This is a genomic window from Lactobacillus sp. UMNPBX19 (assembly GCF_002553805.1).
In the GTDB taxonomy this organism is placed as follows: domain Bacteria; phylum Bacillota; class Bacilli; order Lactobacillales; family Lactobacillaceae; genus Lactobacillus.
The window spans coordinates 1-24,173 of record NZ_PCYR01000024.1 but is presented as its reverse complement, the minus strand read 5'-3'; the positions used below and the strand labels follow the sequence as shown (position 1 = coordinate 24,173).

20 protein-coding genes and 4 pseudogenes are annotated in these 24,173 nt (G+C 34.5%); 9 read left to right on the top strand and 15 right to left on the bottom strand.

Annotated features, from left to right (window positions below):
• Nucleotides 1–76, bottom strand: a pseudogene (locus tag CP370_RS10305) (DUF3427 domain-containing protein); the annotation flags it as partial.
• Between CP370_RS10305 and CP370_RS07265 the strand changes: the two are divergent.
• The 6 genes and pseudogenes from CP370_RS07265 to clpP all read left to right on the top strand — a co-directional run bounded on the left by CP370_RS07265 (nt 70) and on the right by clpP (nt 3,560).
• The gene (locus tag CP370_RS07265) at nt 70–603 is read left to right on the top strand and encodes a Rep family protein (protein WP_087712822.1); all 534 of its coding nucleotides are present in this window, start codon (nt 70–72) and stop codon (nt 601–603) included. The pseudogene CP370_RS10305 and the gene CP370_RS07265 overlap by 7 nt on opposite strands.
• 14 nt (nt 604–617) lie before the next feature.
• Nucleotides 618–839, top strand: coding sequence for a hypothetical protein (locus CP370_RS07260; RefSeq protein WP_087712821.1), 222 nt, complete (start codon nt 618–620; stop codon nt 837–839).
• Nucleotides 840–876: 37 nt separating this feature from the next.
• A complete protein-coding gene (locus tag CP370_RS10040) occupies nt 877–1,128 on the top strand; it encodes a hypothetical protein (RefSeq protein WP_087712820.1) in 252 nt (83 codons plus the stop codon).
• Nucleotides 1,129–1,246: 118 nt separating this feature from the next.
• Nucleotides 1,247–1,294 (top strand): annotated as a pseudogene (locus CP370_RS10300) (tetracycline resistance efflux system leader peptide); the annotation flags it as partial.
• Between the two features lie 33 nt (nt 1,295–1,327).
• The gene (tet(L), locus tag CP370_RS07250) at nt 1,328–2,704 is read left to right on the top strand and encodes a tetracycline efflux MFS transporter Tet(L) (protein ID WP_069168330.1); all 1,377 of its coding nucleotides are present in this window, start codon (nt 1,328–1,330) and stop codon (nt 2,702–2,704) included.
• Nucleotides 2,705–2,972: 268 nt separating this feature from the next.
• Nucleotides 2,973–3,560 carry an ATP-dependent Clp endopeptidase proteolytic subunit ClpP gene (gene clpP / locus CP370_RS07245; protein WP_003647009.1) on the top strand — a complete coding sequence of 196 codons (588 nt, stop codon included), beginning with the start codon at nt 2,973–2,975 and terminating at the stop codon, nt 3,558–3,560.
• 48 nt (nt 3,561–3,608) lie between these two features.
• Here the strand turns inward: clpP and whiA are convergent, their stop codons facing one another.
• The 13 genes and pseudogenes from whiA to CP370_RS07180 form a co-directional block, all read right to left on the bottom strand.
• Nucleotides 3,609–4,550 carry a DNA-binding protein WhiA gene (gene whiA, locus CP370_RS07240; protein ID WP_012846437.1) on the bottom strand — a complete coding sequence of 314 codons (942 nt, stop codon included), beginning with the start codon at nt 4,548–4,550 and terminating at the stop codon, nt 3,609–3,611.
• A 3-nt stretch (nt 4,551–4,553) separates the two neighbouring features.
• Nucleotides 4,554–5,591, bottom strand: a complete 1,038-nt coding sequence (gene yvcK, locus CP370_RS07235; RefSeq protein ID WP_087712819.1) for a gluconeogenesis factor YvcK family protein — start codon at nt 5,589–5,591, stop codon at nt 4,554–4,556.
• A gap of 10 nt (nt 5,592–5,601) precedes the next feature.
• Nucleotides 5,602–6,477, bottom strand: a complete 876-nt coding sequence (gene rapZ, locus CP370_RS07230) for an RNase adapter RapZ (RefSeq protein ID WP_012846439.1) — start codon at nt 6,475–6,477, stop codon at nt 5,602–5,604.
• 108 nt (nt 6,478–6,585) lie between these two features.
• A complete protein-coding gene (locus CP370_RS07225) occupies nt 6,586–7,125 on the bottom strand; it encodes an HdeD family acid-resistance protein (RefSeq protein ID WP_004893923.1) in 540 nt (179 codons plus the stop codon).
• Nucleotides 7,126–7,174: 49 nt separating this feature from the next.
• Nucleotides 7,175–10,042 carry an excinuclease ABC subunit UvrA gene (gene uvrA, locus CP370_RS07220; protein ID WP_087712818.1) on the bottom strand — a complete coding sequence of 956 codons (2,868 nt, stop codon included), beginning with the start codon at nt 10,040–10,042 and terminating at the stop codon, nt 7,175–7,177.
• A gap of 35 nt (nt 10,043–10,077) precedes the next feature.
• Nucleotides 10,078–12,072: an excinuclease ABC subunit UvrB gene (gene uvrB / locus CP370_RS07215; protein WP_087712817.1), complete on the bottom strand. Its 1,995-nt coding sequence runs from the start codon at nt 12,070–12,072 to the stop codon at nt 10,078–10,080.
• A gap of 98 nt (nt 12,073–12,170) precedes the next feature.
• The gene (locus CP370_RS07210) at nt 12,171–13,895 is read right to left on the bottom strand and encodes a phospho-sugar mutase (protein WP_087712816.1); all 1,725 of its coding nucleotides are present in this window, start codon (nt 13,893–13,895) and stop codon (nt 12,171–12,173) included.
• A gap of 146 nt (nt 13,896–14,041) precedes the next feature.
• On the bottom strand, nt 14,042–15,028 hold the full coding sequence (locus CP370_RS07205; RefSeq protein WP_087712815.1) for an aldose epimerase family protein: 987 nt from the start codon (nt 15,026–15,028) through the stop codon (nt 14,042–14,044).
• 1 nt (nt 15,029) lies between these two features.
• On the bottom strand, nt 15,030–16,496 hold the full coding sequence (locus tag CP370_RS07200; RefSeq protein WP_014567655.1) for a UDP-glucose--hexose-1-phosphate uridylyltransferase: 1,467 nt from the start codon (nt 16,494–16,496) through the stop codon (nt 15,030–15,032).
• Nucleotides 16,497–16,517: 21 nt separating this feature from the next.
• The gene (locus tag CP370_RS07195; RefSeq protein WP_025005364.1) at nt 16,518–17,684 is read right to left on the bottom strand and encodes a galactokinase; all 1,167 of its coding nucleotides are present in this window, start codon (nt 17,682–17,684) and stop codon (nt 16,518–16,520) included.
• Between the two features lie 173 nt (nt 17,685–17,857).
• Nucleotides 17,858–18,025: pseudogene (locus CP370_RS07190) on the bottom strand (amidohydrolase family protein); the annotation flags it as partial.
• Between the two features lie 223 nt (nt 18,026–18,248).
• Nucleotides 18,249–19,991: pseudogene (locus CP370_RS07185) on the bottom strand (beta-galactosidase trimerization domain-containing protein); the annotation flags it as partial.
• Nucleotides 19,992–20,086: 95 nt separating this feature from the next.
• Entirely contained in the window at nt 20,087–20,242 is a 156-nt protein-coding gene (locus CP370_RS07180; protein WP_087712813.1) for a protein repA, read from the bottom strand.
• Nucleotides 20,243–20,601: 359 nt separating this feature from the next.
• Between CP370_RS07180 and lnu(A) the strand changes: the two genes are divergently transcribed.
• Nucleotides 20,602–21,087, top strand: a complete 486-nt coding sequence (gene lnu(A) / locus CP370_RS07175) for a lincosamide nucleotidyltransferase Lnu(A) (RefSeq protein ID WP_001829870.1) — start codon at nt 20,602–20,604, stop codon at nt 21,085–21,087.
• Nucleotides 21,088–21,495: 408 nt separating this feature from the next.
• Here the strand turns inward: lnu(A) and mobV are convergent, their stop codons facing one another.
• The gene (gene mobV / locus CP370_RS07170) at nt 21,496–22,602 is read right to left on the bottom strand and encodes a MobV family relaxase (RefSeq protein WP_232457430.1); all 1,107 of its coding nucleotides are present in this window, start codon (nt 22,600–22,602) and stop codon (nt 21,496–21,498) included.
• A 358-nt stretch (nt 22,603–22,960) separates the two neighbouring features.
• On the opposite strand from mobV, the gene ermCL reads away from it, so the two are divergent.
• Both ermCL and erm read left to right on the top strand, forming a co-directional pair.
• Nucleotides 22,961–23,020, top strand: coding sequence for a 23S rRNA methylase leader peptide ErmCL (gene ermCL / locus CP370_RS09690; RefSeq protein WP_014158491.1), 60 nt, complete (start codon nt 22,961–22,963; stop codon nt 23,018–23,020).
• A gap of 59 nt (nt 23,021–23,079) precedes the next feature.
• The gene (erm, locus tag CP370_RS07165; RefSeq protein ID WP_087712812.1) at nt 23,080–23,817 is read left to right on the top strand and encodes a 23S ribosomal RNA methyltransferase Erm; all 738 of its coding nucleotides are present in this window, start codon (nt 23,080–23,082) and stop codon (nt 23,815–23,817) included.
• Nucleotides 23,818–24,173: the final 356 nt, after the last annotated feature.

The window sequence follows — 24,173 nt, the reverse complement described above, 5'->3', positions numbered from 1 at the left end:
CTGAAACGTCCTTAGGCCAGTTTAAGAGGCGACAAACGTCCTTACGATCATATTGCTTATACAAAGTAAATTGTTGATCAGGGGCGAGTAATATACAAGAAAAAACATAGACACGTCATTTATATTGCTTCTAATCCTGTAACTGCTGATGCTGTTAGAAGAAAATTGCAACGACTATTTGCCGATTATACAAATAAACCAGTAGTTTCGAAAGTTCAAATTATAAAAACGACAGTAGCTGATACTTATGCTTATTTAACTCATGAGTCAAAAGAGGCTATTAGACAAAAGAAACATATCTATGATAGCAAAGATATTGTGTTGTTGAGCAATTTTGATTTAGCTAGATATCAGGTACTTGATGTTGAGATGAAAGAGGATATACTGAATAAAATCTTAGATGTTGTTTACGTAAACGAACTTGAAAATATCATTGAGTTAAGGCAGTATTTTGCTGTTTGTGATGATATTGAGATGATGTTCGGTGTGTCAGATATTCGACAATTAAATAAAATTATACGTGAAAATACTGGGATAATTAGGTTATATCTAGATGGGAATTATCAAAATCATCAAAAGGAAATTGATAATGGAGATAGATAAAGGATATTGAAAAGATGAGTTATAGAAAAGATTTAGAAAATGCTAGAAATTATGAAGATTGTCAAAAAGCATACGATAAGGAATGTGCTAGACGCTATAAAATTTTTTTGAAAAAAGAGGGAGAAGATAGGGCGTTTACACATATGGTTGCTATTGATTTTTCTATTTGGTTTGATGCGCAAATGAGATTAAGAGAATTGAAAATTTATGACGAAGACATAATTTCGAGATACTAACAATTACTATGTGGCAGAATGCAAAGGAGTGTTAGTTATGGATGATATTCGGTTCAAGGAACGGTATATTGGGTTCGTATTTAAAAATTTCAAAAATCCAGATTCTTATTTGGATTATGGCTCGTTTAATCTTGGTTATTGTGAAGGATTAGATGAAGAATTTGCCGATTTGACATTTAGATTTAACTTTTCTGGGAAATTAATGCCTGATTTTTGGCATGCTAAAGATGGATTTTCTATTATTGCAATGTGGAATTGGGAACGGAAAAATTATTTTATTAAAGAGTAGTTCAACAAACGGGCCATATTGTTGTATAAGTGATGAAATACTGAATTTAAAACTTAGTTTATATGTGGTAAAATGTTTTAATCAAGTTTAGGAGGAATTAATTATGAAGTGTAATTAATGTAACAGGGTTCAATTAAAAGAGGGAAGCGTATCATTAACCCTATAAACTACGTCTGCCCTCATTATTGGAGGGTGAAATGTGAATACATCCTATTCACAATCGAATTTACGACACAACCAAATTTTAATTTGGCTTTGCATTTTATCTTTTTTTAGCGTATTAAATGAAATGGTTTTGAACGTCTCATTACCTGATATTGCAAATGATTTTAATAAACCACCTGCGAGTACAAACTGGGTGAACACAGCCTTTATGTTAACCTTTTCCATTGGAACAGCTGTATATGGAAAGCTATCTGATCAATTAGGCATCAAAAGGTTACTCCTATTTGGAATTATAATAAATTGTTTCGGGGCGTTAATTGGGTTTGTTGGCCATTCTTTCTTTTCCTTACTTATTATGGCTCGTTTTATTCAAGGGGCTGGTGCAGCTGCATTTCCAGCACTCGTAATGGTTGTAGTTGCGCGCTATATTCCAAAGGAAAATAGGGGTAAAGCATTTGGTCTTATTGGATCGATAGTAGCCATGGGAGAAGGAGTCGGTCCAGCGATTGGTGGAATGATAGCCCATTATATTCATTGGTCCTATCTTCTACTCATTCCTACGATAACAATTATCACTGTTCCGTTTCTTATGAAATTATTAAAGAAAGAAGTAAGGATAAAAGGTCATTTTGATATCAAAGGAATTATACTAATGTCTGTAGGCATTGTATTTTTTATGTTGTTTACAACATCATATAGCATTTCTTTTCTTATCGTTAGCGTGCTGTCATTCCTGATATTTGTAAAACATATCAGGAAAGTAACAGATCCTTTTGTTGATCCCGGATTAGGGAAAAATATACCTTTTATGATTGGAGTTCTTTGTGGGGGAATTATATTTGGAACAGTAGCAGGGTTTGTCTCTATGGTTCCTTATATGATGAAAGATGTTTACCAGCTAAGTACTGCCGAAATCGGAAGTGTAATTATTTTCCCTGGAACAATGAGTGTCATTATTTTCGGCTACATTGGTGGGATACTTGTTGATAGAAGAGGTCCTTTATACGTGTTAAACATCGGAGTTACATTTCTTTCTGTTAGCTTTTTAACTGCTTCCTTTCTTTTAGAAACAACATCATGGTTCATGACAATTATAATGGTATTTGTTTTAGGTGGGCTTTCGTTCACCAAAACAGTTATATCAACAATTGTTTCAAGTAGCTTGAAACAGCAGGAAGCTGGTGCTGGAATGAGTTTGCTTAACTTTACCAGCTTTTTATCAGAGGGAACAGGTATTGCAATTGTAGGTGGTTTATTATCCATACCCTTACTTGATCAAAGGTTGTTACCTATGGAAGTTGATCAGTCAACTTATCTGTATAGTAATTTGTTATTACTTTTTTCAGGAATCATTGTCATTAGTTGGCTGGTTACCTTGAATGTATATAAACATTCTCAAAGGGATTTCTAAATCGTTAAGGGATCAACTTTGGGAGAGAGTTCAAAATTGATCCTTTTTTTATAACAGGAATTCAAATCTTTTTGTTCCATTAAAGGGCGCGATTGCTGAATAAAAGATACGAGAGACCTCTCTTGTATCTTTTTTATTTTGAGTGGTTTTGTCCGTTACACTTTTTTCTACATAAAATTAAGCTTGATCAGTTGACATGATTAAAAGTAAGTGATTTAATTAGCACTGTACTTATTAGAGTGCTAATTTTGTTTAGGAGGTAAAATTAATGCTCGTACCTACAGTTATTGAACAAACTGCACGTGGTGAACGTGCTTACGACATTTATTCAAGATTATTAAAAGATAGAATCATTATGCTTAGTGGTGAAATTAATGACCAAATGGCTAATTCCATCATTGCTCAACTTTTATTCTTAGATGCACAAGATAACACTAAAGACATTTCTCTTTACATTAATTCACCAGGTGGTGTTATTACCTCTGGATTAGCAATTATGGATACAATGAACTTTATCAAATCAGACGTATCTACAATTGCCATTGGTATGGCTGCTTCTATGGCTTCCATTCTTTTAACTAGTGGAACTAAGGGTAAACGTTTTGCATTACCAAACTCAACAGTTCTTATCCACCAACCATTAGGTGGTGCACAAGGTCAACAAACTGACATTCAAATTGCAGCTAATGAAATTTTAAAGAGTCGTAAAAAACTTAACCAAATTTTACATGAAACCACTGGTCAACCTCTTGATAAGATTCTCAAGGATACTGAACGCGACAATTACTTGTCTGCTGAAGAAGCTAAAGACTATGGTTTAATCGATGAAATTTTGGTAAACCAAAAGAAAGACTAATTTATTTAGACAAAAATAGAGCTCACGATGTGAGCTCTATTTTTTTATCTAATTTTCTTCTTTTAATTGCTTCGCTATTTCACGAATTTTTTGAAAACGATGGTTAACCCCTGACTTTGAGATTGGACCATCTGGTACTTGTGCTGCAACTTCCTTAAGAGAAAGCTCTGGATGCGTTAACCTAAAACGAGCTAGCACAGTCAATTTTTCAGGTAAGTTTTCTAAACCAAATTTTTCTTCAATTAATTGAATATCTTCAACTTGCTTAGCTGCTGCATTTGCAGTCTTTTTTAGATTCGCTGTATCGCAATTCACTAAACGATTCACCGAATTACGCATATCACGCATAATTCTTAAATCTTCAAAAGCTAGCATCGCGTTCACTGCACCAACTATATGGAGAAAATCACCAATTTTTTCTGCTTCTTTTAAATAGACGATATAGCCACTTCGTCTCCTAGTTTCTTTTGCATTTAAATAAAAGAAATTGTTCATTAACTTTAACAGATCTTGATTATGATCTTCATAAAGAGAATAAATCTCTAAATGATAGCGACTAGTTTCTGGATTATTTACACTTCCAGATGCTAAAAAAGCTCCTCTTAAATAGGACATTGCTCTTTGTTCCGAAGACATAATCTTTTCAGGAATTCCTGTAATAAGACCATTATTATTATCAAAAATTTCTAAGTCAGTTAGAATTTCATGAACTTGTTTTTGAAGTCTAACTAAATACTGATAATTTTTCTTTAATTTCATCTTCTTAGAAACAATTAATAGAGGTTCAATTCCATAAGCAGTCTTAATAAGAGAAAATATTCTCCTTGCAATCGCTGGATTTTCAGTTGTAATATCCAAACTAAATTGATGATCGTGCAGGCTAAGTACTCCGTTCATTCGCAAAAAAGCTGCTAATTCTGCCTTAGCGTGTTCGGGATGAACTGGCAGACTTGTAAGTTCTTTTTTTACATCGCTTGCGTATGAAACCATTAACTAGCCCTGTTCCTTCTGTCTTCGACAATATGCTTCAAAAGCTAAATTCAAAATTTCATCAGCCACTTTTTTTCCATCATGAAAAACCAATCCACTATGTTGATCGATAAAGTCAGCTGTAATTACTCGACAATCTTGAGCCCTCAATCCGGCAAAATCATTCCTTACTGGTTCAAGATAAGCATCGTAATCGGCTGGGTTAAATTTAGTCATATCAATCTTAGCGCCGTTAACCAAAGCTGTATTAATATAATGGCCTCCTAAGTGGTCATTAATAACTTGCACATGCTCAGCTGCTGTAAAATGATCTGTTTCACCTTGCTGGGTCATAATATTACAAATATAAATTACCTCAGCTTTAGTTTGTCTTACAGCATCCCCTAAATTAGAAATCATCAAATTAGGTAAAATCGATGTAAATAAACTACCCGGTCCTAAAACTACTGCGTCTGCTTGCATAATAGCTGCTAAAACTGGCAACACAGCTTTAGGTTCTTCATCTGAGTCAGTATCGGTAACCCAGACACGTTTAATCCTCTTGTCTTTTGATGTGATTTCTGTTTCTCCTGATTCAGTTGTTCCATCGACAAATTCCGCATTTAAAGTCAAAGGCTCATTCGAAGCAGGAAAGATTCTTCCATCAATTCGCATCATTCTAGATAGGGATTGAACAGCGTCAAAAATATTTCCCTGCATTTCATCTAAGGCAGCAATAATTAGATTTCCAATTGCATGACCTGCAAAAAATGAGTCAGATGAATTAAATCGATATTGAAAAATATCTTTTTCTTCTTGTGGTAAATCAGATAAAGAAACCAATACATTTCTTATATCCCCTGGTGGCACCACATTAATATAATCTCTAATTGCACCAGACGATCCGCCATCATCAGCCACAGTAACAATAGCTGTTATATCAGCGTTTTGCTCCTTTAGAGCATTTAAAATAACAGGTAAACCTGTACCTCCGCCAATAACAACAATTTTAGGGCGACGTCCACGAATGACACGTACAATTTTATTTTCTCCGTACGCCATCTCCACTCCTTTATTGTCCAATATAACGACTAATCTCTCGGTGAGAAATATCAACAGGATATTTTTTAGCTAAATCAACCGCTAATTGGCGTGCAATTGAAACGCTTCTGTGCTGACCACCTGTACAACCAATTGCAATAGTTAATTTTTCTTTTCCTTCAGCAATATATCCTGGAATAGCCGTCTCCAACATATCTAAAAACTTAGCATAAAACTCTTCAGTTTCTTTCTTGCTCATTACATAATCAAAAACTCGACGATCTAAACCAGTAAATGGCTTAAGTTGGGGAATGTAAAATGGATTTGGCAAAAATCTTACATCCATTACAATATCTGCATCAATTGGAATACCATATTTAAATCCAAAACTCATTACTTCAATTGAAAACGTCCGAGTTCGATTATCTCCAAACTTATCTACTAATTTTGCCTTTAATTCTTTAGTAGAAAGGTGAGAAGTATCAATAATTATATTTGAAATATTCTTTGTTCTTGATAAAATATTTCTTTCTTCTTGAATTCCATCAAGCAATCTACCTGTATGAGCCAAAGGAGGCAAACGTCTTGTTTCTTTATACCGAGACACTAAGACATCATCTGAAGCATCTAAAAACAAAACTGTTGACTGAACATTTTGACTATCCTCTAAAGACTTGATTTCGTCAACCAAATCTTTATAAAAACTCTTTACTCTCAAGTCAACAACTACTGCTGCCTTACTAAAATCCGAAGAATTGTTAATTAATTCCCAGAAACTTCCCAATAATTCCGGTGGTAAATTATCTACCACGAAATATCCCATATCTTCTAATGCTTTAATTGCCACAGTTTTACCTGCACCACTCATACCAGTAACAATCAATAATTGTTTCTTTTGTTCAGCCATAGTTATCCCTCCTTAATCGATATTATAACATACCGGGTGTTCCATTTTTTAAATAAAATAAAAAGTCGTTATCTTTGGTAGTTTTCCAACGATATACGACTTTTTATTTTATCTATGCATCCATGAAACAAAAATTTCATTAATTCCAAATACCATTAACCAAAATGCTACTAAGTAAACTAAAGTAATAGCGGCTAACATTGGGTTAAATAGTAAAGCAAAAGCAATAATTAAACTAATGATGTTTAAAATTAAGCAAAGAACAAAGTATCCAGTTGAATATTCACGTAAGTGCCATGAGAAAATGATCCCAATAATCGAATCAGCTAAGAACCAGATAGCAAATAAAATAGCTAAAGTTAATCCCCCAATTTCACGTGAGCATAGGAACAAAACACCAATTACAATATCAATAATTGCAGAAATTATTGTTACCCAGCTCAAATCAAAAATATTATGAAATTTAACATATGCTGAAATCCAAATTAGGCCTTGTAAAATTGATAAAATACCGAATACAAATACAAATGCTTGTAAACCACGACCAGGGTAGCGTAATAACAAGAATGATGCTATAACAAACAAAATCCCTGCTATAAACGAGCCCCAATCAAAGCCTTGATGTCTAGAATTATAAATGTCGTTCATTTTTATATCCTCCCAGATAATATTCTACACTTAACTTCCTAAAACACCATTAACTTTCTTCTTGCTCTTTTTTATTATTTATCATTTGCTTAGTTAATTCAGTATCTCTTTTAAGAACAGGTTTTAAATATTGACCAGTATAGCTTTCTTTGACTTGAGCAACTTCTTCTGGAGTACCAGTAGCCACAATTTGTCCACCACCATCTCCTCCTTCAGGGCCTAGATCAATTAGCCAATCTGCATTTTTAATGACGTCTAAGTTATGTTCAATAATTAAAACTGTATTTCCTTCATCAACTAAGCGCTGCAATACCTCTAACAGACGTTTAATGTCATCAGTGTGCAACCCAGTTGTAGGTTCATCCAAGATATAGAAGTTATTCCCAGTAGAAAGTTTTTGTAATTCAGAAGCTAACTTCATTCTTTGTGCTTCTCCACCAGACAAAGTAGTTGCTGATTGTCCTAACTTTACATATCCTAATCCTACATCAACAATTGTTTGTAATTTACGATGAATTTTAGGAATATTTTCAAAGAATTTGCATGCTTCGTTAATTGTCATGTTTAAAACTTGAGAAATATTTTTTTCACGGTAGGTTACTTCCAAAGTTTCTGAGTTATATCTTGTTCCGTGACAAACTTCGCAAGGGACATACACATCAGGCAAGAAATTCATTTCTATCTTAATAATTCCATCTCCATGACATGCTTCACAACGACCTCCCTTAACGTTAAAAGAAAACCTAGCCTTAGTATAGCCACGCATTTTTGCTTCATTAGTCTGGGCAAATAAAGTACGAATATCATCAAATACACTAGTATATGTGGCTGGATTACTACGCGGAGTTCGTCCAATAGGACTTTGATCAATATCTATAATTTTTTCGATATTTTTACATCCCTCAATTGATTCATACTTACCGGGCTTTGCAGAGTTATTATTCAACTTCTGTGCCAGAGCACGTTTCAAAATCAAGTTAACTAATGTTGATTTTCCGGAACCTGATACTCCGGTTACAACAACTAATTTGCCTAAAGGAAAATCAACAGAAATATCTTTTAAATTATTTTCTTTTGCACCAGTAACAGTTATTTTCTTACCGTTACCTTTTCTTCGCTCTAATGGAACTGGAACAATCTTTTTACCTGACAAGTACTCCCCAGTTAAAGAATGGGGATTCTTCATTACTTCTTCAGGCGTACCTGCAGCCATCACTTTTCCGCCGTATACTCCTGCTCCCGGTCCCATATCAACTAAGTAATCGGCTTGCTTCATGGTTTCATCATCATGTTCTACTACAATTAGAGAATTTCCAAGATCTCTCATTTTCTTAAGGGAAGAAATAAGACGATCATTGTCACGCTGATGAAGACCAATTGATGGTTCATCTAGAATATACATAACGCCTGACAAGTTAGAACCAATTTGAGTTGCTAGTCTAATTCTTTGCGCTTCTCCACCAGATAGAGTGCCAGCAGAACGAGATAAAGTAAGATAGTCTAATCCAACATTAATTAAAAATGTCAAACGATCCCGCACTTCTTTCAAAATTGGCTTAGCAATCATTTCTTCTTGTTCACTTAATTTAACTGAATTGAAAAATTCTAATGCTTTTGCAATCGAAAGATCAGATGCTTCAGCAATATCTTTACCATTTACCTTCACGGCTAAAGCCTTTTCATTCAATCTTTTACCATGACAAGTTGAACAAGTCATTTCAGTCATATACTTACCCATTGCATCACGCATGAATTTAGACATTGGATGGTGGTATCGACGATTGATATTATTTAAAATTCCTTCAAATTCTTGAACTGTATCGTTTACACCAAAGTCTCCTTCGAGATGGAATTTTATTTTCTTTCCCTTAGATCCATTTAAAATTAAATCCTTTTGTCTTTTAGTTAATTTTTTATATGGTTTATCTAAGGGTATTTTCATGGCTGTACATGCTTGTTCTAACATCGCTGTATAGTACTTAGAGTTAGCCCAAGGAACTAAGGCTCCTTCACCTAATGACTTATCCTTATCAGGAATTACTAAATCTTCATCTACTGAAAGCTTCATACCTAGTCCATCACAATCAGGACAAGCTCCAAAAGGTGCATTAAATGAAAATAACCGTGGTTCCATTTCACCAACAGTAAAACCACAAATAGGGCATGCATAGTATTCCGAAAAATTGATGCGTTCGCCCTTAATTACATCAACATCCATGTACCCATCTGCTAAATGAAGAGCTGCTTCTACTGAATCAAATAACCGACTACGAATATTTTCTTTAACAATTAAACGATCCACAACAATATCAATACTGTGTCTCTTGTTTTTATCTAGCTCAAACTCATCAGTAATTTCATGCATTTCGCCATCTACAATTACCCGTACATACCCCGCACGCTGAATTCGCTTAAATACCTCTTTATGTTCTCCTCTTTTAGAACGGATAACTGGAGCCAAAATTTGAATTCTACTTCTTTCAGGCAAATCCATTACTCGATCCACCATTTGATCTACGCTTTGTCTTTCAATTAAAGTTCCATCATTGGGACAAATCGGATGACCTACACGAGCCCACAATAAACGTAAATAATCGTTAATTTCTGTTACGGTTCCGACCGTTGAGCGTGGATTATGTGATGTCGTCTTTTGATCAATTGAGATTGCGGGATTTAATCCATCAATTGAGTCAACATCAGCTTTATCCATTTGCCCTAAAAATTGTCTAGCATAGCTTGACAACGATTCTACATATCGTCTTCTACCTTCAGCATATAAGGTATCAAATGCCAGTGAACTTTTTCCAGAGCCCGATAAACCAGTAATAACTACTAATTTATCTTTTGGAATTGATAAACTTATATCTTTTAAATTGTGTTCCCGTGCTCCGTGAATAACAATTTTATCATTTACCATTTAACTATCCTCCTCTACTTTTTCTTTTCATGCACCTATTTTTTTAAGTCCATAATTGCATCACGCAAGTTAGCTGCTTCTTCAAAGTCCAACTTTTTAGCAGCTTCCTGCATTTGTGCAGTTAAAGTCTTAATCATATTTTGTTTTTGCTTCTTAGTCAATTCATCAAAGTTTAGGTCAGCAAAACTTTCTTTATTCTCTTTATCATCACTATCCTTAGTGATAGAAATTACATCTCTAATTGGCTTAACGATAGTTTTAGGAGTAATGCCGTGTTCTTTGTTGAATTTCATTTGTAGACTACGTCTTCTCTCCGTAGCGTCAATTGCTTCACGCATCGAATCAGTAATTGAATCAGCATACATAATTACCTTACCATTTGAATTTCGAGCAGCACGCCCAATTGTTTGAACCAAAGGTCTGGTAGAACGAAGAAAACCTTCTTTATCAGCATCTAGAATTGCAACTAGAGACACTTCAGGAACATCGATACCTTCCCTTAAAAGATTAATCCCTATTAGTACATCAAATTTTCCTAGTCTTAAATCTCTAATAATTTCAAGACGCTCTAAAGTTTTGATATCAGAATGTAGATATCGTACTTTTATCCCCAAATCCTTTAAATAGTCGGTTAAGTCTTCAGCCATTTTTTTAGTTAAAGTTGTAACAAAAACGCGCTCATTACGTTCAATACGCTTATTAACTTCACCAACTAAATCATCGATTTGTCCCTTAATTGGTCTAACCTCAATTTCAGGATCAAGTAATCCAGTAGGACGAATAATTTGCTCAACCTTGTGATCAGTTTGATTAAGCTCATAATCACCTGGAGTTGCTGATACGTACATGATTTGATTTACATGTTTTTCAAACTCTTCTAATTTTAAAGGTCGGTTATCTAAAGCAGATGGAAGTCTAAAACCATAATCAATTAAGGTTTGCTTACGTGCCCTATCTCCATTGTACATTGCCTTTAGTTCTGGCATTGTGGCATGCGATTCATCAATTAAAATTAAGAAGTCATCAGGAAAGAAATCTAACAAGGTATGTGGTGGCTGTCCAGCTTTTCGTCCTTCCATGTGTCTAGAGTAGTTTTCAATTCCATTAGTGTAGCCAACTTCACTCATCATTTCCATATCATACGTGGTTCTTTGTTTAATTCGTTGAGCTTCTAAAAGTTTTCCTTCCCCTTCGAACTTTTTCACCTGAATATTCATTTCATCTTTAATTGAGGCCAAAGCTCTTTCCATAATTTGTTCATTAGTAACAAAGTGAGTTGCTGGGAAAATAGAAACTTGTTCTCGCTCTCCAATTACTTCACCGGTCAAAGAATCCACTTCAACAATTCGGTCAATCTCATCACCAAAAAATTCAACTCTAAATGCATGATCAGAATATCCTGCTGGAAAAATTTCTACTACATCACCGCGTACTCTAAAGCGTCCACGCTGAAAATCAATATCATTACGATCATATTGAATATTTACTAAATCTCGTAATAACACATCCCGGCTAATCTCTTGACCTTCAGATAAAGAGACTACACTAGCCGCATACTCTCTTGGATCACCTAAACCATAAATACATGATACTGACGCCACAACAATTACATCATTTCTCGACATTAAATCACTAGTGGTCTTATGCCGTAATTGATCAATTTCATCATTAATTGATGAATCTTTCTCAATATAAGTATCAGATTGTGGTACGTAAGCTTCTGGTTGATAGTAATCATAATAAGACACAAAATAATCAACGGCATTCTTAGGGAAAAACTCTTTAAATTCACCATACAGTTGGCCAACCAAAGTTTTATTATGAGAAATTACTAAAGTTGGCTTATTTAACTTAGCTATTACATTTGCCATAGTAAAAGTCTTACCGGTTCCAGTAGCACCTTCTAGGATTTGTGCTTTTTCTCCTTGCTCAAATCCATCAGTCAACTTTTTAATTGCTTGCTCTTGATCTCCTGCTGGTTGAAATTTAGAGACAAGTTCAAATTTTTTATTTTTTTGTCGTCTAATCATTTTTCATCCTCCGCAAAAAAAGTTGGACTAAAATAGCCCAACTTCTATATAACGTATTCATTTTACTACAGCGAACGTATTTTCGCACTATTTTTGCATTACTTTAACAAATTAGCTAATGCATCTTGATACTCTTCTGCAGCTTTTTCTGCAGTTTCAATATCTTTCTTATTTACTCCAACATAAGCCTTAATTACAGGTTCAGTTCCTGACGGACGAAGAGCAACCCAAGTTTCATCATCTAAGAAGTACTTCAAAACGTTAGACTTAGGGAAACCAGTTAATGGAGTTTTCTTTCCATCTTCAATAGTTTCTTGGGTTTCGAAGTCTTGAATCTTAACAACTTTTGCCCCATTAATTTCAGTTAAATGTTCTTTACGCAACTTACTCATTAATTCAGCCATCTTCTTTTGACCACCAATACCAGGCATTTCGATAGCCTTAGTAATTTCGTAAGCTACACCATATTTTTGCCAGATCTCTTGTAATCCATCAAAAACAGTCATTCCCTTAGATGCATAGTAACTTGCTACTTCTGCAAACATTAATGCACCTTGCATAGCATCCTTATCTCTAGCGAATGGCTTAAATAAGTAACCGTAACTTTCTTCAAATCCCATCAAAAATTTACCGTCATTTTCTTTATTCATACGGTCAACTTCTTCACCAATGTACTTGAATCCAGTTAGCACATGCTTAGTTTTAATACCAAAATCATCAGCAATCTTAAATGGAAGTGCACTTGAAACTACTGAAGTTACTAATTCATAATCTGACGAAAGAGTTCCATTTTCTTTCATATGAACTAATAAGTAGTAGGCCATTAATGTAGCAATTTGATTACCAGTTAAAACTTGGAAATCACCATCTGATTTTCTAACAGCTGCACCCATTCTATCTGCATCTGGGTCAGTTGCGATAATAACATTTGCATTTACTTCATTAGCAAGCTTAAATCCTGGTTCAAATACATCACGGTATTCTGGGTTAGGTTTGATAGTTGTAGGGAATTCTGGATCAATGATAGATTGACTTGGAACTGGAATCACATTGTCAAAGCCACCTTGTCTGAAGGCACGATCATATAGCATCTTTCCAGTACCATGTAATGGAGTGTAGATAATTTTTAATTTATCAGCATTAGCCTTAACCATTGCAGGATCAACAGTAACATCCTTTAAATGAGCTAAGTATGCTTTATCTACATCTTCACCAATTAATTGTAAGGTGCCATTAGCGCGTAGTTCTTCCACAGGAGCAGCTTTAACGCTAAAAATGTCATCAACTTTTTGAGCATAAGCAAACAAACGATCTGCATTTTCTGGCGCCATTTGAGCACCGTCTTCGCCATAAACCTTATAACCATTATATTGTTTAGCATTATGTGATGCGGTAATGTTAATTCCGGCAAAGGTATTTAAATGACGAACAGCAAATGATAATTCAGGAGTTGGTCTTAAATCATCAAATAGGTATACATGAATTCCATGTGCACCTAAAATACGAGCTGCATGTTCGGCAAATTCTCTTGAGTGATAACGCGAATCAAAAGAAATTGCAACGCCCCGTTTCTTAGCCTCTTCACCATTTTCGTCAATTAGTCTTGCAAGACCTTCGGTTACTCTTCCCACAGTAAACAAATTAATTCTGTTTGTACCAGGTTCAAGTCTACCTCTCATTCCGGCAGTACCAAAATTAATATCTTGTCCGAAAGCATCTTCAATCCACTTTTCATCTTTACCTAGGTCATTTAATTGATCCTTTAAATAATCAGGCAAATTATTTGCGTTAGTCCATTGACTATAAATTTCTTTTGCGTTCATAATTTCCTCTTTACGTAAATTTTATGGTTTCATCTGCTATTTTAACGCAACTCATTGTGAAATTGCTATCATAATTAACAATTAAATTATTCTGTTTGCAAAAGATATTAAACGCTTTTATAAAATTTACTACTGTTTGTATGTAATTAACTAAAGTTCCAGTTAATCTTACGCTCAAACTTTTCAAAAGGGAGTAAAGTAATTTCTCCTAATTCTATACCTTCTGCTGGTGGATATTGTGCTTCTAAAGTAATTCCATCGTATTGTCCAACATTGTTTGCTACACCAGTATGATTAAAATGGTTAGCTGTATAAGTAACAATTGCTGGTGCATTAGTGGTCATAATCATTTTGTGTTTATTAGATGACAACACTGCTGCAGGCTGCATCCCATTCAAAATAAAAGGATGATCTAGACCGTTACGCAAGTTAATTTGACTATCATCACTATCTAAAGCAGCAGATATCTTCTTACCTTGTCTAAAATCAAACACTGTATTCTCTACATTTTTCATTCCTTGATTTGGCAATCCATCCGTACCTACTGGCAAATAGTAATCCGCTGCAAGTTGGAGTTTTAAGTCGGTAGCTCTTTCACCTAAGTTGAAATATGTATGATTAGCCGGATTAAAAATTGTTAACTGATCACTAACAGCTTCTAATTTGTATGACAAGTTATTTTCATTATCAAGCTTATAAGTGGCATATAACTTCATGTTGCCGGGATAGCCATTATCTCCATCTGGATCAAAAAGAAAGAGATCAACTCGAGACTCTTGTTCTGAATTTTTTAATTTAAAGTTCCAGATTTTCATATCAGTTCCAATACCACCATGAATGTGGTTTTCTCCATCATTTTGAGGAAGTTGATATATTTGGTTGCCATGTTTCCATTGACCTAGCCGAACGCGTCCACAAATTCTGCCAACGGTCCCACCCAGAAAATTTCTTTCTTTTGAATAATCTTCTGGACTATTTAATGACAAAATCATATCTTCGCCATCAAGTAGAACTTTTTCTAAAGTTGCTCCATAATTAAGAATCTTAACCTTCATTCCTTGATTATTTTCAAGACTAATTTCACATAAGTCCTGACCATTTTTACGACTATACTTTCTAAAACTTGTTTTCATTTTATCTATCTACCTCGCTAACTAAAGCCTCGGTAAACTTTTGCCAGCCAGCTTCTCCATTTTCATTATTCTTGAAGACCCCGGCACACTCAAGAACTTGATCAAACACTTCAACTAGAGCTTGTTGAAGGATGCTATCTACATTTTCGCTAGTAATTTGATGGTTAGCTTTAATTTCTTGAGCCCAAGCAAGATGGCTTTCAGCTATCTCATTATTTTCATCGAGTAAATATTTCTTTACTTCTTCTAGTTCTTTCTTAAGTCTTCCAGGCAAAATTGCTCTCCCCATAACTTCGATTAAACCGATGTTTTCTTTCTTAATATGCCAAAGCTCAGAATGTGGATGAAAAATTCCTAATGGATACTTATCGCTAGTATTGTTATCGCGAAGAACTAAATCTAGAACAAATTTTTCTCCATCACGATGCATAATTGGAGTAACCGTATGACGTCTAGTCTTACCATCAAAAGCCGTAATTTGACGATCTTGATCATTATAACGATCCCAAAAATCAATAATCTTACTACCTAGACTAATTAAAGTTAGTGAATTTTTACTAATTAGCCGCAAATCACTCATTGGCCAATCAACTATTCCTACCTTAACATCCGGATATTTATCAAAAATAACTTCTTTCTTAATCTTTGCCTTCATCATTGGGAAGGTATGACGACCACCTTGGTAGTGCTCATGTGCTAACATTGAACCACCAACAATTGGCAAGTCAGCGTTAGAACCAACGAAATAGTGTGGGAAGATCTTTTCAATTTCAACCAAGTTAATTAATGTTTGTTCATTAATTACCATTGGAATATGCTTTTGATCTAAGAAAATACAGTGTTCATTAAAGTAAGCATATGGTGAATATTGGAAGCCCCATGGACGACCTGCGATATTCATACGAATGATTCTTAAATTAGAACGGGCATTTTTACCATAGCCACCTAAATAACCTTCATTTTCAAGGCAAAGTGCACATTGAGGATACTTCTTGCCTGTTGCATGTGCCGCTGCAGCAATAGCCTTAGGATCTTTTTCAGGTTTAGATAAATTAATCGTAATTTCTAAGCCATGACCTTTTGAGCTAGTGCCGGAGAAGACAACATTTTTGGCAATAGCCTCTTTTTTAACATAATTATTGTCTTCACATAATTTATAAAACCAATCTGTAGCCTTCTCTGAAGACTTTTGCATTTTTTGCCAGAAAATACTATTAGTCTTAGATGGTGTTGGTGTAGCTAAATCATAAAGTTGATCATTTAATACTTCACGTGAGGTGATATCGTCAGGAATTTTTTCATTTTTAACGGCCAAGTCAACTAATTGCTTGGCAGCTGGCTTATCGTTTTCTTCTTCATCATGATCACCAACTAATCCTCTAATTTTGTTAATAACATATACTCGATCTAATGGCTCGTAAGCACCACTATTAATAACTTCATCCGCAAATTTTTCAATAACCTTCATAACTTTCCCTTCTCACACTAATTAAATTCTCTTAGTACCATCAACGATTTCTGCATCATAGAAGCTAGCATCATAACCGATTGTATCGCGGTAAATCTTACCAACATTCTTCTTAAAGTTCTCAGCCTCTGACTTCTTAACAATAGCAATTGCACTACCGCCAAAGCCACCGCCGATCATTCTGGCACCGAGCACTCCAGGTTGTTTCCATGAAGCTTCTGCCAAAGTATCGAGCTCTTTACCAGTTACTTCATAATCATAGTGAAGAGATTCGTGAGAAGCATTAATTAAACGACCAAGTTTTTCAAGATCGCCGTCTTTCATTGCTTGAGTTGCACGTAAAGTTCTTTGATTTTCACTAACTGCATGACGCGCACGTTTAATTTCTGTTTCATCATTGATGAGGTAAGAATATTCATCAAAAGTATCGTTATCAAGTTCACCTAATGCCTTAATATCAAGCTTTTGTTGCAACTTTTTAAGAGCACGACCACATTCAGCAACCCTATCATTATAAGCAGAATCAGCTAAAGTATGTGGTTTATTAGTTGCCATGATAATAATTTCGTAATCGCCTAATGCAAGTGGCATGTATTCATACTTTAAGGTGTTGCAGTCTAAGAAAATTGCACTATCTTTTTTACCCATAATGCAGGCAAATTGATCCATAATTCCTGAATTTAAGCCGACAAATTCATTTTCAGTTCTTTGACCCATCTTGGCTAGGCTAACGCGATCAACATCTAAGTTAAATTCATCTTTCAAGATGATTCCCATTAACATTTCAATGGCTGCACTAGATGAAAGACCTGAACCTGATGGCAAATTAGCTTCGATATATAAGTTAAAGCCATGATCAATGCCATTATATTTCTCACGTAAATAAGTGATCATACCCTTGAAATAGTTAGCCCAGAAACGGTCTTCATCTTTTTCAGCAGTTGTATCATCAATATCAAATTCAACGATCTCGCCATCTACGTTGCCTGAGAAAAGACGTACTTTCTTGTCTTCTCTTGGACCATAAACTCCATAAACACCTAAGCTAATTGCGGCTGGGAAAACATGCCCACCGTTGTAGTCGGTGTGTTCACCAATAACGTTAATTCTACCTGGTGAGAAGAATACATCTTGTCCCTTTTCACCAAAAGTTTTTTCGTATTCAGTAAGTAATTCTTCTTTATTCATTGTTTGTACCTCAAGTTTGTACTGTAATCGTTTTCAACTACTAGTATATCTCTTTCACTTCTTTAAGTAAATAGTTTACTAGAATAAATAAAATATTTAATTAGGTAAACTAAAAAGCCAGACGTTTGTCTGCAAAAAAATAGCCTTTGCTCACACTAAGACCATTTTGCTTATTAAAATTTTCTTTCACCATGTTGATAAACTTGTTTATCAGCTTGTTCAACTGCAGATACGTCTTTTAACGGATTATCTTTCAGCACTAAGAAATCTGCATATTTTCCTACTTCTAAAGAACCGTAATCTTGATCAATCTTAAGTAATTCCGCAGATCCTAAATCAGCTGATGTTTTTTTCTTATATTTAGAGGGTATTTATACTATCGTACTGGCTACTAGATTACCCACTATTTGTACTAGTATTTAAAGCAGGCGTCATTTTCACTATCGTTTTAATGATCTTAGAACTATTTATAAAAAATATATAAGCAACACAAAAAGGAAGTTAGACATTTCGCCTAGCTTCCTTATTTATTGATCTAAATTCGAGGGAAAGAAATAGGATTTGTTACTTGGTTAAGACTTGGACATCCCATCCTTTCATTGAACTCTTAGCTTTTTCACCAGTTAAGATGTCTTCATAATCCGCAAATTTATTTGGCAGTTCTCTTTCTTCATTGCTCATGTTAAGCACGAAGTAAAGTTTCTTGCCATCTGCTGTGACACGCTTAGTTACTTCAAGCTTATGGCTGTCGCAAACTAATGATTCAACTCCAGTTTCAAGCACAATGTGTTTGAATAATTGTGTCAAACCTTGGTGACCTAACTTGGTTCCAACGTACCAAGCCTTGCCTTTGCCATAATCATTTTCAGTAATCGCAGCAGTGCCAGCGTAAAACTCATCAGCGTAGCTTGCCAAAACTTTGGCCTTATTTGGATGAATCAAATCACACATTAAGCTGGTTTCGTATTCCTTGTCATCCATCTTAACTCTAACTTTTTGACCTAGAACCATTGCGTCGCTTTCTTCAACCCAGATGCCGGTGACATCTTTCAATGGACCAGGATAGCCGCCAAGGTAAACATTGTCAGTTGAATCAACCATACCTGACATGTAGGTAGTAACGAAGTGGCCGCCCTTTTCAACATAGCTGTTGATCTTTTCAGCTAAACCTGCTTTAACCATGTAAAGCACTGGTGCAACAACCAAGTCATAGTTACTAAAGTCATCATCAACACCAATAATATCGGTTGGAATGTTGCGTTCATAGAATTGACGGTAGTAGTCCAAAATTGAGTCAACATAATTCAAATCTTGAGTAATGCCATCAACATATTCGTACGACCAGAAGTTGCTCCAATCAAAGACAATTGCGACTTTAGCTTTAGTCTTTGAACCTAAGATTGTTGGACCAGCCTCCTTTAATTTTTGACCCAAATCAGCCAATTCACGGAAGGCTCTAGTATCGGTTCTTTGTGAATGAGCAATAATTGCACTGTGGAATTTTTCGGAACCACCCACTGCTTGCTTTAATTGGAAGAACTGAACAGTGTCAGCACCGTGAGCAACAGCTTGCAATTCAGTTGCGGCCATTTGACCTGGACGCTTTAGTGGACTGTAAGATTGCCAGTTAACTTGTGAAGGTGCAGATTCCATTAACATAAATGGTTGATGCTTAAGGCTTCTCATTAAGTCATACAAGAATGCTGGCTTATAAGCAGGTGCGTCGTAAGTTGGATAACTATCATAGGAAATAATATCTTGATCCTTGGCCCACTTTTGATAGTCAATCATCTTGTTGATTGCTAAAGTATTATTATTAATCGCCACGTCAAACCATTCATCTGATTTTTGAATACAAATCATTAGAAAGTCAGCATAATTATCAATCTCATTTTCGTAAATATAAGTGATAATATCTTTCATCACACTTATTTTATTTGTTTTCGTTAATTCAAAATAACTTTCAACATCAGCACCACCATGAGCAACAATCTCATCTCTTGAGTATTGATATTTTTCAGGATTATCCAAATGAATAAAATACCTAATCATTCCACGTCCTGAACCAACTTTTTGTGGCGCAGGCACATTCAAAGGTTCAATGATTTTCTCAACTGCTTTAAGTGTAATTGGACCGTCTGCTGACAACATCACATGCCAATGCGGTTTTTTGAACGTTCCGTCAGGATTGAAATCTTTATCATGCAAAGGACTTTCAACCCAACGCATATGCGTTTCATCTAAAATCTCTCGCCAATTTTTTGGCGCACTCTCTGGATACACAATAAATGCCCAGTCTCTACCTTTTACAATCTTTTCACTCATGTTATAATAACCTCACAATCATATAATGCGTAAATATGTTTTTCGTACAAAGCCCCTTCTGCAAAAGGGGCTTTTTTTTATTTAAAAATAGAACCTTTTTCTTTTAACTGGTTAATTAAAAACGTAACTAGACCAGACTTAGTCATACCATGTTTTCTAGCCATTTCTTCCAAAGTATTATTTGTTTCAACAGGAATAGATAACGTTATCTTTTTCTTTTCGTTATTAACCACAATTAACACCTCATTTCTTTAAAATCAGTATATTATACATACAACGTAAATACAACCTTTTATTTTAAATTCGTCCCTATTTTTAAAAACATTGATATATCAACGTTCCCTTGCCTTTCACATAGAACATTGCACTCCTGGGGGGGTGTCGTAGTACCCCCCAGAAGTTGGTCGATTTTTTTCAAAATCTCCCCCAGAGTTTTTTGTTTTCAACCTTTTTTTAACAAAAAAACATCTAAAAACACTGTTATATCAGCATTTATTTAGTTATTATAAAATGTAGTTGTTTCTATATAGTATCAAGACAAGAAGAAACTCGTTTTCAACTCGTTTCAAATTCCCAAGTTAGGAGGGATAAAATGAAAAATAATAATGTAACAGAAAAAGATTTATTTTATATTTTAGATTTATTTGAACACATGAAAGTAACTTATTGGTTAGATGGTGGCTGGGGGGTAGATGTATTAACTGGAAAACAACAAAGAGAACACAGAGATATAGATATAGATTTTGACGCTCAACACACTCAAAAAGTTATACAAAAATTAGAAGATATCGGATACAAAATAGAAGTTGATTGGATGCCTTCACGTATGGAACTCAAGCATGAAGAATATGGGTATTTAGATATTCATCCTATAAATCTAAATGATGATGGATCAATTACCCAAGCAAACCCAGAAGGTGGTAATTATGTTTTCCAAAATGACTGGTTTTCAGAAACTAATTACAAAGGTCGAAAAATACCATGTATTTCAAAAGAAGCTCAACTTCTTTTTCATTCTGGTTATGATTTAACAGAAAAAGACCATTTTGATATAAAAAATTTAAAATCAATAACATAATTGCTTTATTGACGTTGAGCCTCGGAACCCTTTTAAAAACCGTGGGCTTCCGCCCACACCTGACAAACGCAATGCGTTTGATCATGCCTCTGAAAAGTGAGTAAACAGTCATACCTGTTGGCTTTTCTGTCGGTTTACAAAAGCTAAATGACAACAAAAAAAGCTGCAAGGGTAAATGCACTCACTACGTTCGCCCTTGCTGCTTTTTCTATTGCCATTTTTAACGCTTATGCCGACGAAAAGACCAAACAGGTTAAATATACTCGAATTGATTTAAAACGCCTTAAAACGCAAATATGAGCTTCTAACGACTTAATTCATCTCTATCTCGTGTTCGAGTTTCATTTCTATGAATTTTTTCAAACTCTCCACCTTTTACAAACTCTTTAATTTCACTCACAAGGTTATTCATGAGCTTTTCAGCTTGTCTAACAGTTGCACCAAGGTATTTTCCATAAACTGATTAAAACCTCTGTAAATGCCCTTAATTTCGTTTTTAAGCGATTTATTCTCTTTCTCCAACGAATCAATTTTCTCTAAATTATTATTAAATCTATCTGCCAAATCATTGTAATCACGCACTACCTCTTTGTATTTGCCTTTTACGTAATCAATTCTTTTTGGTAAATCTGTTTCTGCATATTTTTTTAGTTGCTCATTCGATTTATATAAATCTTCATAGCCTTGTATCAAAGCATTTAATTTATCTTTAGAAATAATCACATTTCCTGTTTTACGTTCTTCATTTTTCATAAATTCATGTCGCAACTTACCAATACCAATGGTTTCGCCACTAGGTACTTTGACTGTTTTCGTTTCGTCTTTTAAATCCAAACTCTCTTTTTTTATAGTCGCTGTTTTATCGTTCGATAACGCTAAAACTTCTGACTTCCGCTGTTCCAGCGTGGTAGTCATCTCTTTTAATTCGTCCTTTGCCTTTTTATATTCAGGCACCGTTAAATTTTTACGCTCTGACCCTTTTTCGCCACGTTCAAGCTCAAAACCACGCTCATTTAAATATTTTGGTAATTCGTCTTGTACCGCCTGTAAGGCTTGACGATTAAAAACAGTCTTTGCTGATAACTTCTTTTCCGCATTGAAAGGCACAATACCTAAGTGCATATGTGGTGTTGTTTCGTCTAAGTGAACTTGAGCGTAGCGGATATTCTCATCACCAAATTTTTCAGCGAAGTAATCTTTCGACTGTTCGAAAAAGTCTTTAATTTCTTTATCGTCTTTATCTTTAAAAAATTGGTTGTCAGAAGTTATGATCCATTCGTTTATTAATACAGCATCTTTTCTGACAGCACGACTACTTGATTTGTTGTCATTAATAAATTGCTCAATATCTCGTTTATAATTTTCTGTCCGATTGACCAAATCATAATTTAAATACGACCGTTCAACATCAATATCTTTGTTCGAATGATTGTCTGTATTTCTCTGATTATGATTACCCACCCCAACCAAATTTCCTGATTTCATCTTTTGCATACGAGCCACTACAAATGACATATAAACACTCCTAACTTCGGTACAACTTCCATGTAAAGTATACACACTATACTTTATATTCATATAAGTGTGTACTCTGCGAGGCTGTCGGCAGTGCCGACCAAAACCATAAAACCTTTTAAGACCTTTCTTTTTTTCGTAAAAAAAGAAACAAAAAAAACCGACCTCTGCCACCTCAGCAAAGGGGGGATGCTTTCGTTACCACTCAAAAATAAAAAAGATACAAGAGAAATCTCTCGTATCTTTATTCAACAATAGGGCCCAATTGCAGTATAAATTTAACAGTCGTTCATCATGTTATTATTTATCAGAGCTTGTGCTATAATTATTCTAATTTCATAAAAAGGAGAATTAATATATGGGCATTTTTAGTATTTTTGTAATCAACACAGTTGATTATCAACCAAACAAAAAATAAGTGGTTATAATGGATTGTTAATATAAACATTCATTATAACCTCATAGGAGTGGGTTATAATGAACAAAAAAAATATAAAAGATAGTCAAAACTTTATTACTTCAAAGCATCATATAAATGAAATTTTGAGAAATGTACATTTAAATACAAATGATAATATTATTGAGATTGGTTCAGGGAAAGGTCATTTCACGTTTGAATTAGCTAAAAGGTGTAATTATGTAACCGCCATTGAAATAGATCCTAAATTATGTAGGATAACTAAAAACAAACTTATTGAATATGAGAACTTCCAGGTTATCAATAAAGATATTTTACAATTTAAGTTTCCTAAAAATAAGTCATATAAGATATTTGGAAATATACCCTACAATATAAGTACAGATATAATTCGAAAAATTGTTTTTGAAAGCACAGCTACAGAAAGTTATTTAATAGTGGAATATGGATTTGCTAAAAGGTTGCTAAATACAAATCGTTCACTAGCACTATTTTTAATGACAGAAGTTGATATATCCATATTAAGTAAAATCCCTAGAGAATACTTTCATCCAAAACCTAGAGTTAATAGCTCGTTAATTGTATTAAAAAGACACCCTTCAAAAATATCACTCAAAGATAGAAAACAATATGAAAATTTTGTTATGAAATGGGTTAACAAAGAATACAGAAAACTATTTTCCAAAAACCAATTTTATCAAGCCTTAAAATATGCAAGAATTGACGATTTAAACAATATTAGCTTTGAACAATTCTTGTCTCTTTTCAATAGCTATAACTTATCTTATTTTGCTTAAACAATCTTGGCCCGTAAACTGCATAACTCATATGTAAATCGCTCCTTTTTAGGTGGCACAAATGTGAGGCATTTTCACTATTTCCGGCAATTACTTCCATGTAAAGTATAACCCACTATACTTTGCAAGCAAAGTGTGGGCTCGCCGAGGGGTCTTGCAGACAGCTGTTCGGCTCTTTTGAGCCGAGTATCAGCGCACCCTTATGGTGCAATTAGCTGATACCTGTTTGACGTTTTGCTGCCCTACTTTTTCAGTAGGTATGCAAACATCAAACCAAAATAAAAAACCCCCTTCGACTTTCTGAAGTGCCATAGAAAAGTTAGACATTTATAAAATTTTAAAGATTTGATAATACA

Bases quoted from the DNA above. Each gene is read 5' to 3' on its own strand.
- CP370_RS07260 (WP_087712821.1), top strand. From the start codon at position 618: ATGAGTTATAGAAAAGATTTAGAAAATGCTAGAAATTATGAAGATTGT.
- CP370_RS10040 (WP_087712820.1), top strand. From the start codon at position 877: ATGGATGATATTCGGTTCAAGGAACGGTATATTGGGTTCGTATTTAAA.
- clpP (WP_003647009.1), top strand. From the start codon at position 2,973: ATGCTCGTACCTACAGTTATTGAACAAACTGCACGTGGTGAACGTGCT.
- whiA (WP_012846437.1), bottom strand. From the start codon at position 4,550: ATGGTTTCATACGCAAGCGATGTAAAAAAAGAACTTACAAGTCTGCCA.
- yvcK (WP_087712819.1), bottom strand. From the start codon at position 5,591: ATGGCGTACGGAGAAAATAAAATTGTACGTGTCATTCGTGGACGTCGC.
- rapZ (WP_012846439.1), bottom strand. From the start codon at position 6,477: ATGGCTGAACAAAAGAAACAATTATTGATTGTTACTGGTATGAGTGGT.
- CP370_RS07225 (WP_004893923.1), bottom strand. From the start codon at position 7,125: ATGAACGACATTTATAATTCTAGACATCAAGGCTTTGATTGGGGCTCG.
- uvrA (WP_087712818.1), bottom strand. From the start codon at position 10,042: ATGGTAAATGATAAAATTGTTATTCACGGAGCACGGGAACACAATTTA.
- uvrB (WP_087712817.1), bottom strand. From the start codon at position 12,072: ATGATTAGACGACAAAAAAATAAAAAATTTGAACTTGTCTCTAAATTT.
- CP370_RS07210 (WP_087712816.1), bottom strand. From the start codon at position 13,895: ATGAACGCAAAAGAAATTTATAGTCAATGGACTAACGCAAATAATTTG.
- CP370_RS07205 (WP_087712815.1), bottom strand. From the start codon at position 15,028: ATGAAAACAAGTTTTAGAAAGTATAGTCGTAAAAATGGTCAGGACTTA.
- CP370_RS07200 (WP_014567655.1), bottom strand. From the start codon at position 16,496: ATGAAGGTTATTGAAAAATTTGCGGATGAAGTTATTAATAGTGGTGCT.
- CP370_RS07195 (WP_025005364.1), bottom strand. From the start codon at position 17,684: ATGAATAAAGAAGAATTACTTACTGAATACGAAAAAACTTTTGGTGAA.
- mobV (WP_232457430.1), bottom strand. From the start codon at position 22,602: ATGTCATTTGTAGTGGCTCGTATGCAAAAGATGAAATCAGGAAATTTG.
- erm (WP_087712812.1), top strand. From the start codon at position 23,080: ATGAACAAAAAAAATATAAAAGATAGTCAAAACTTTATTACTTCAAAG.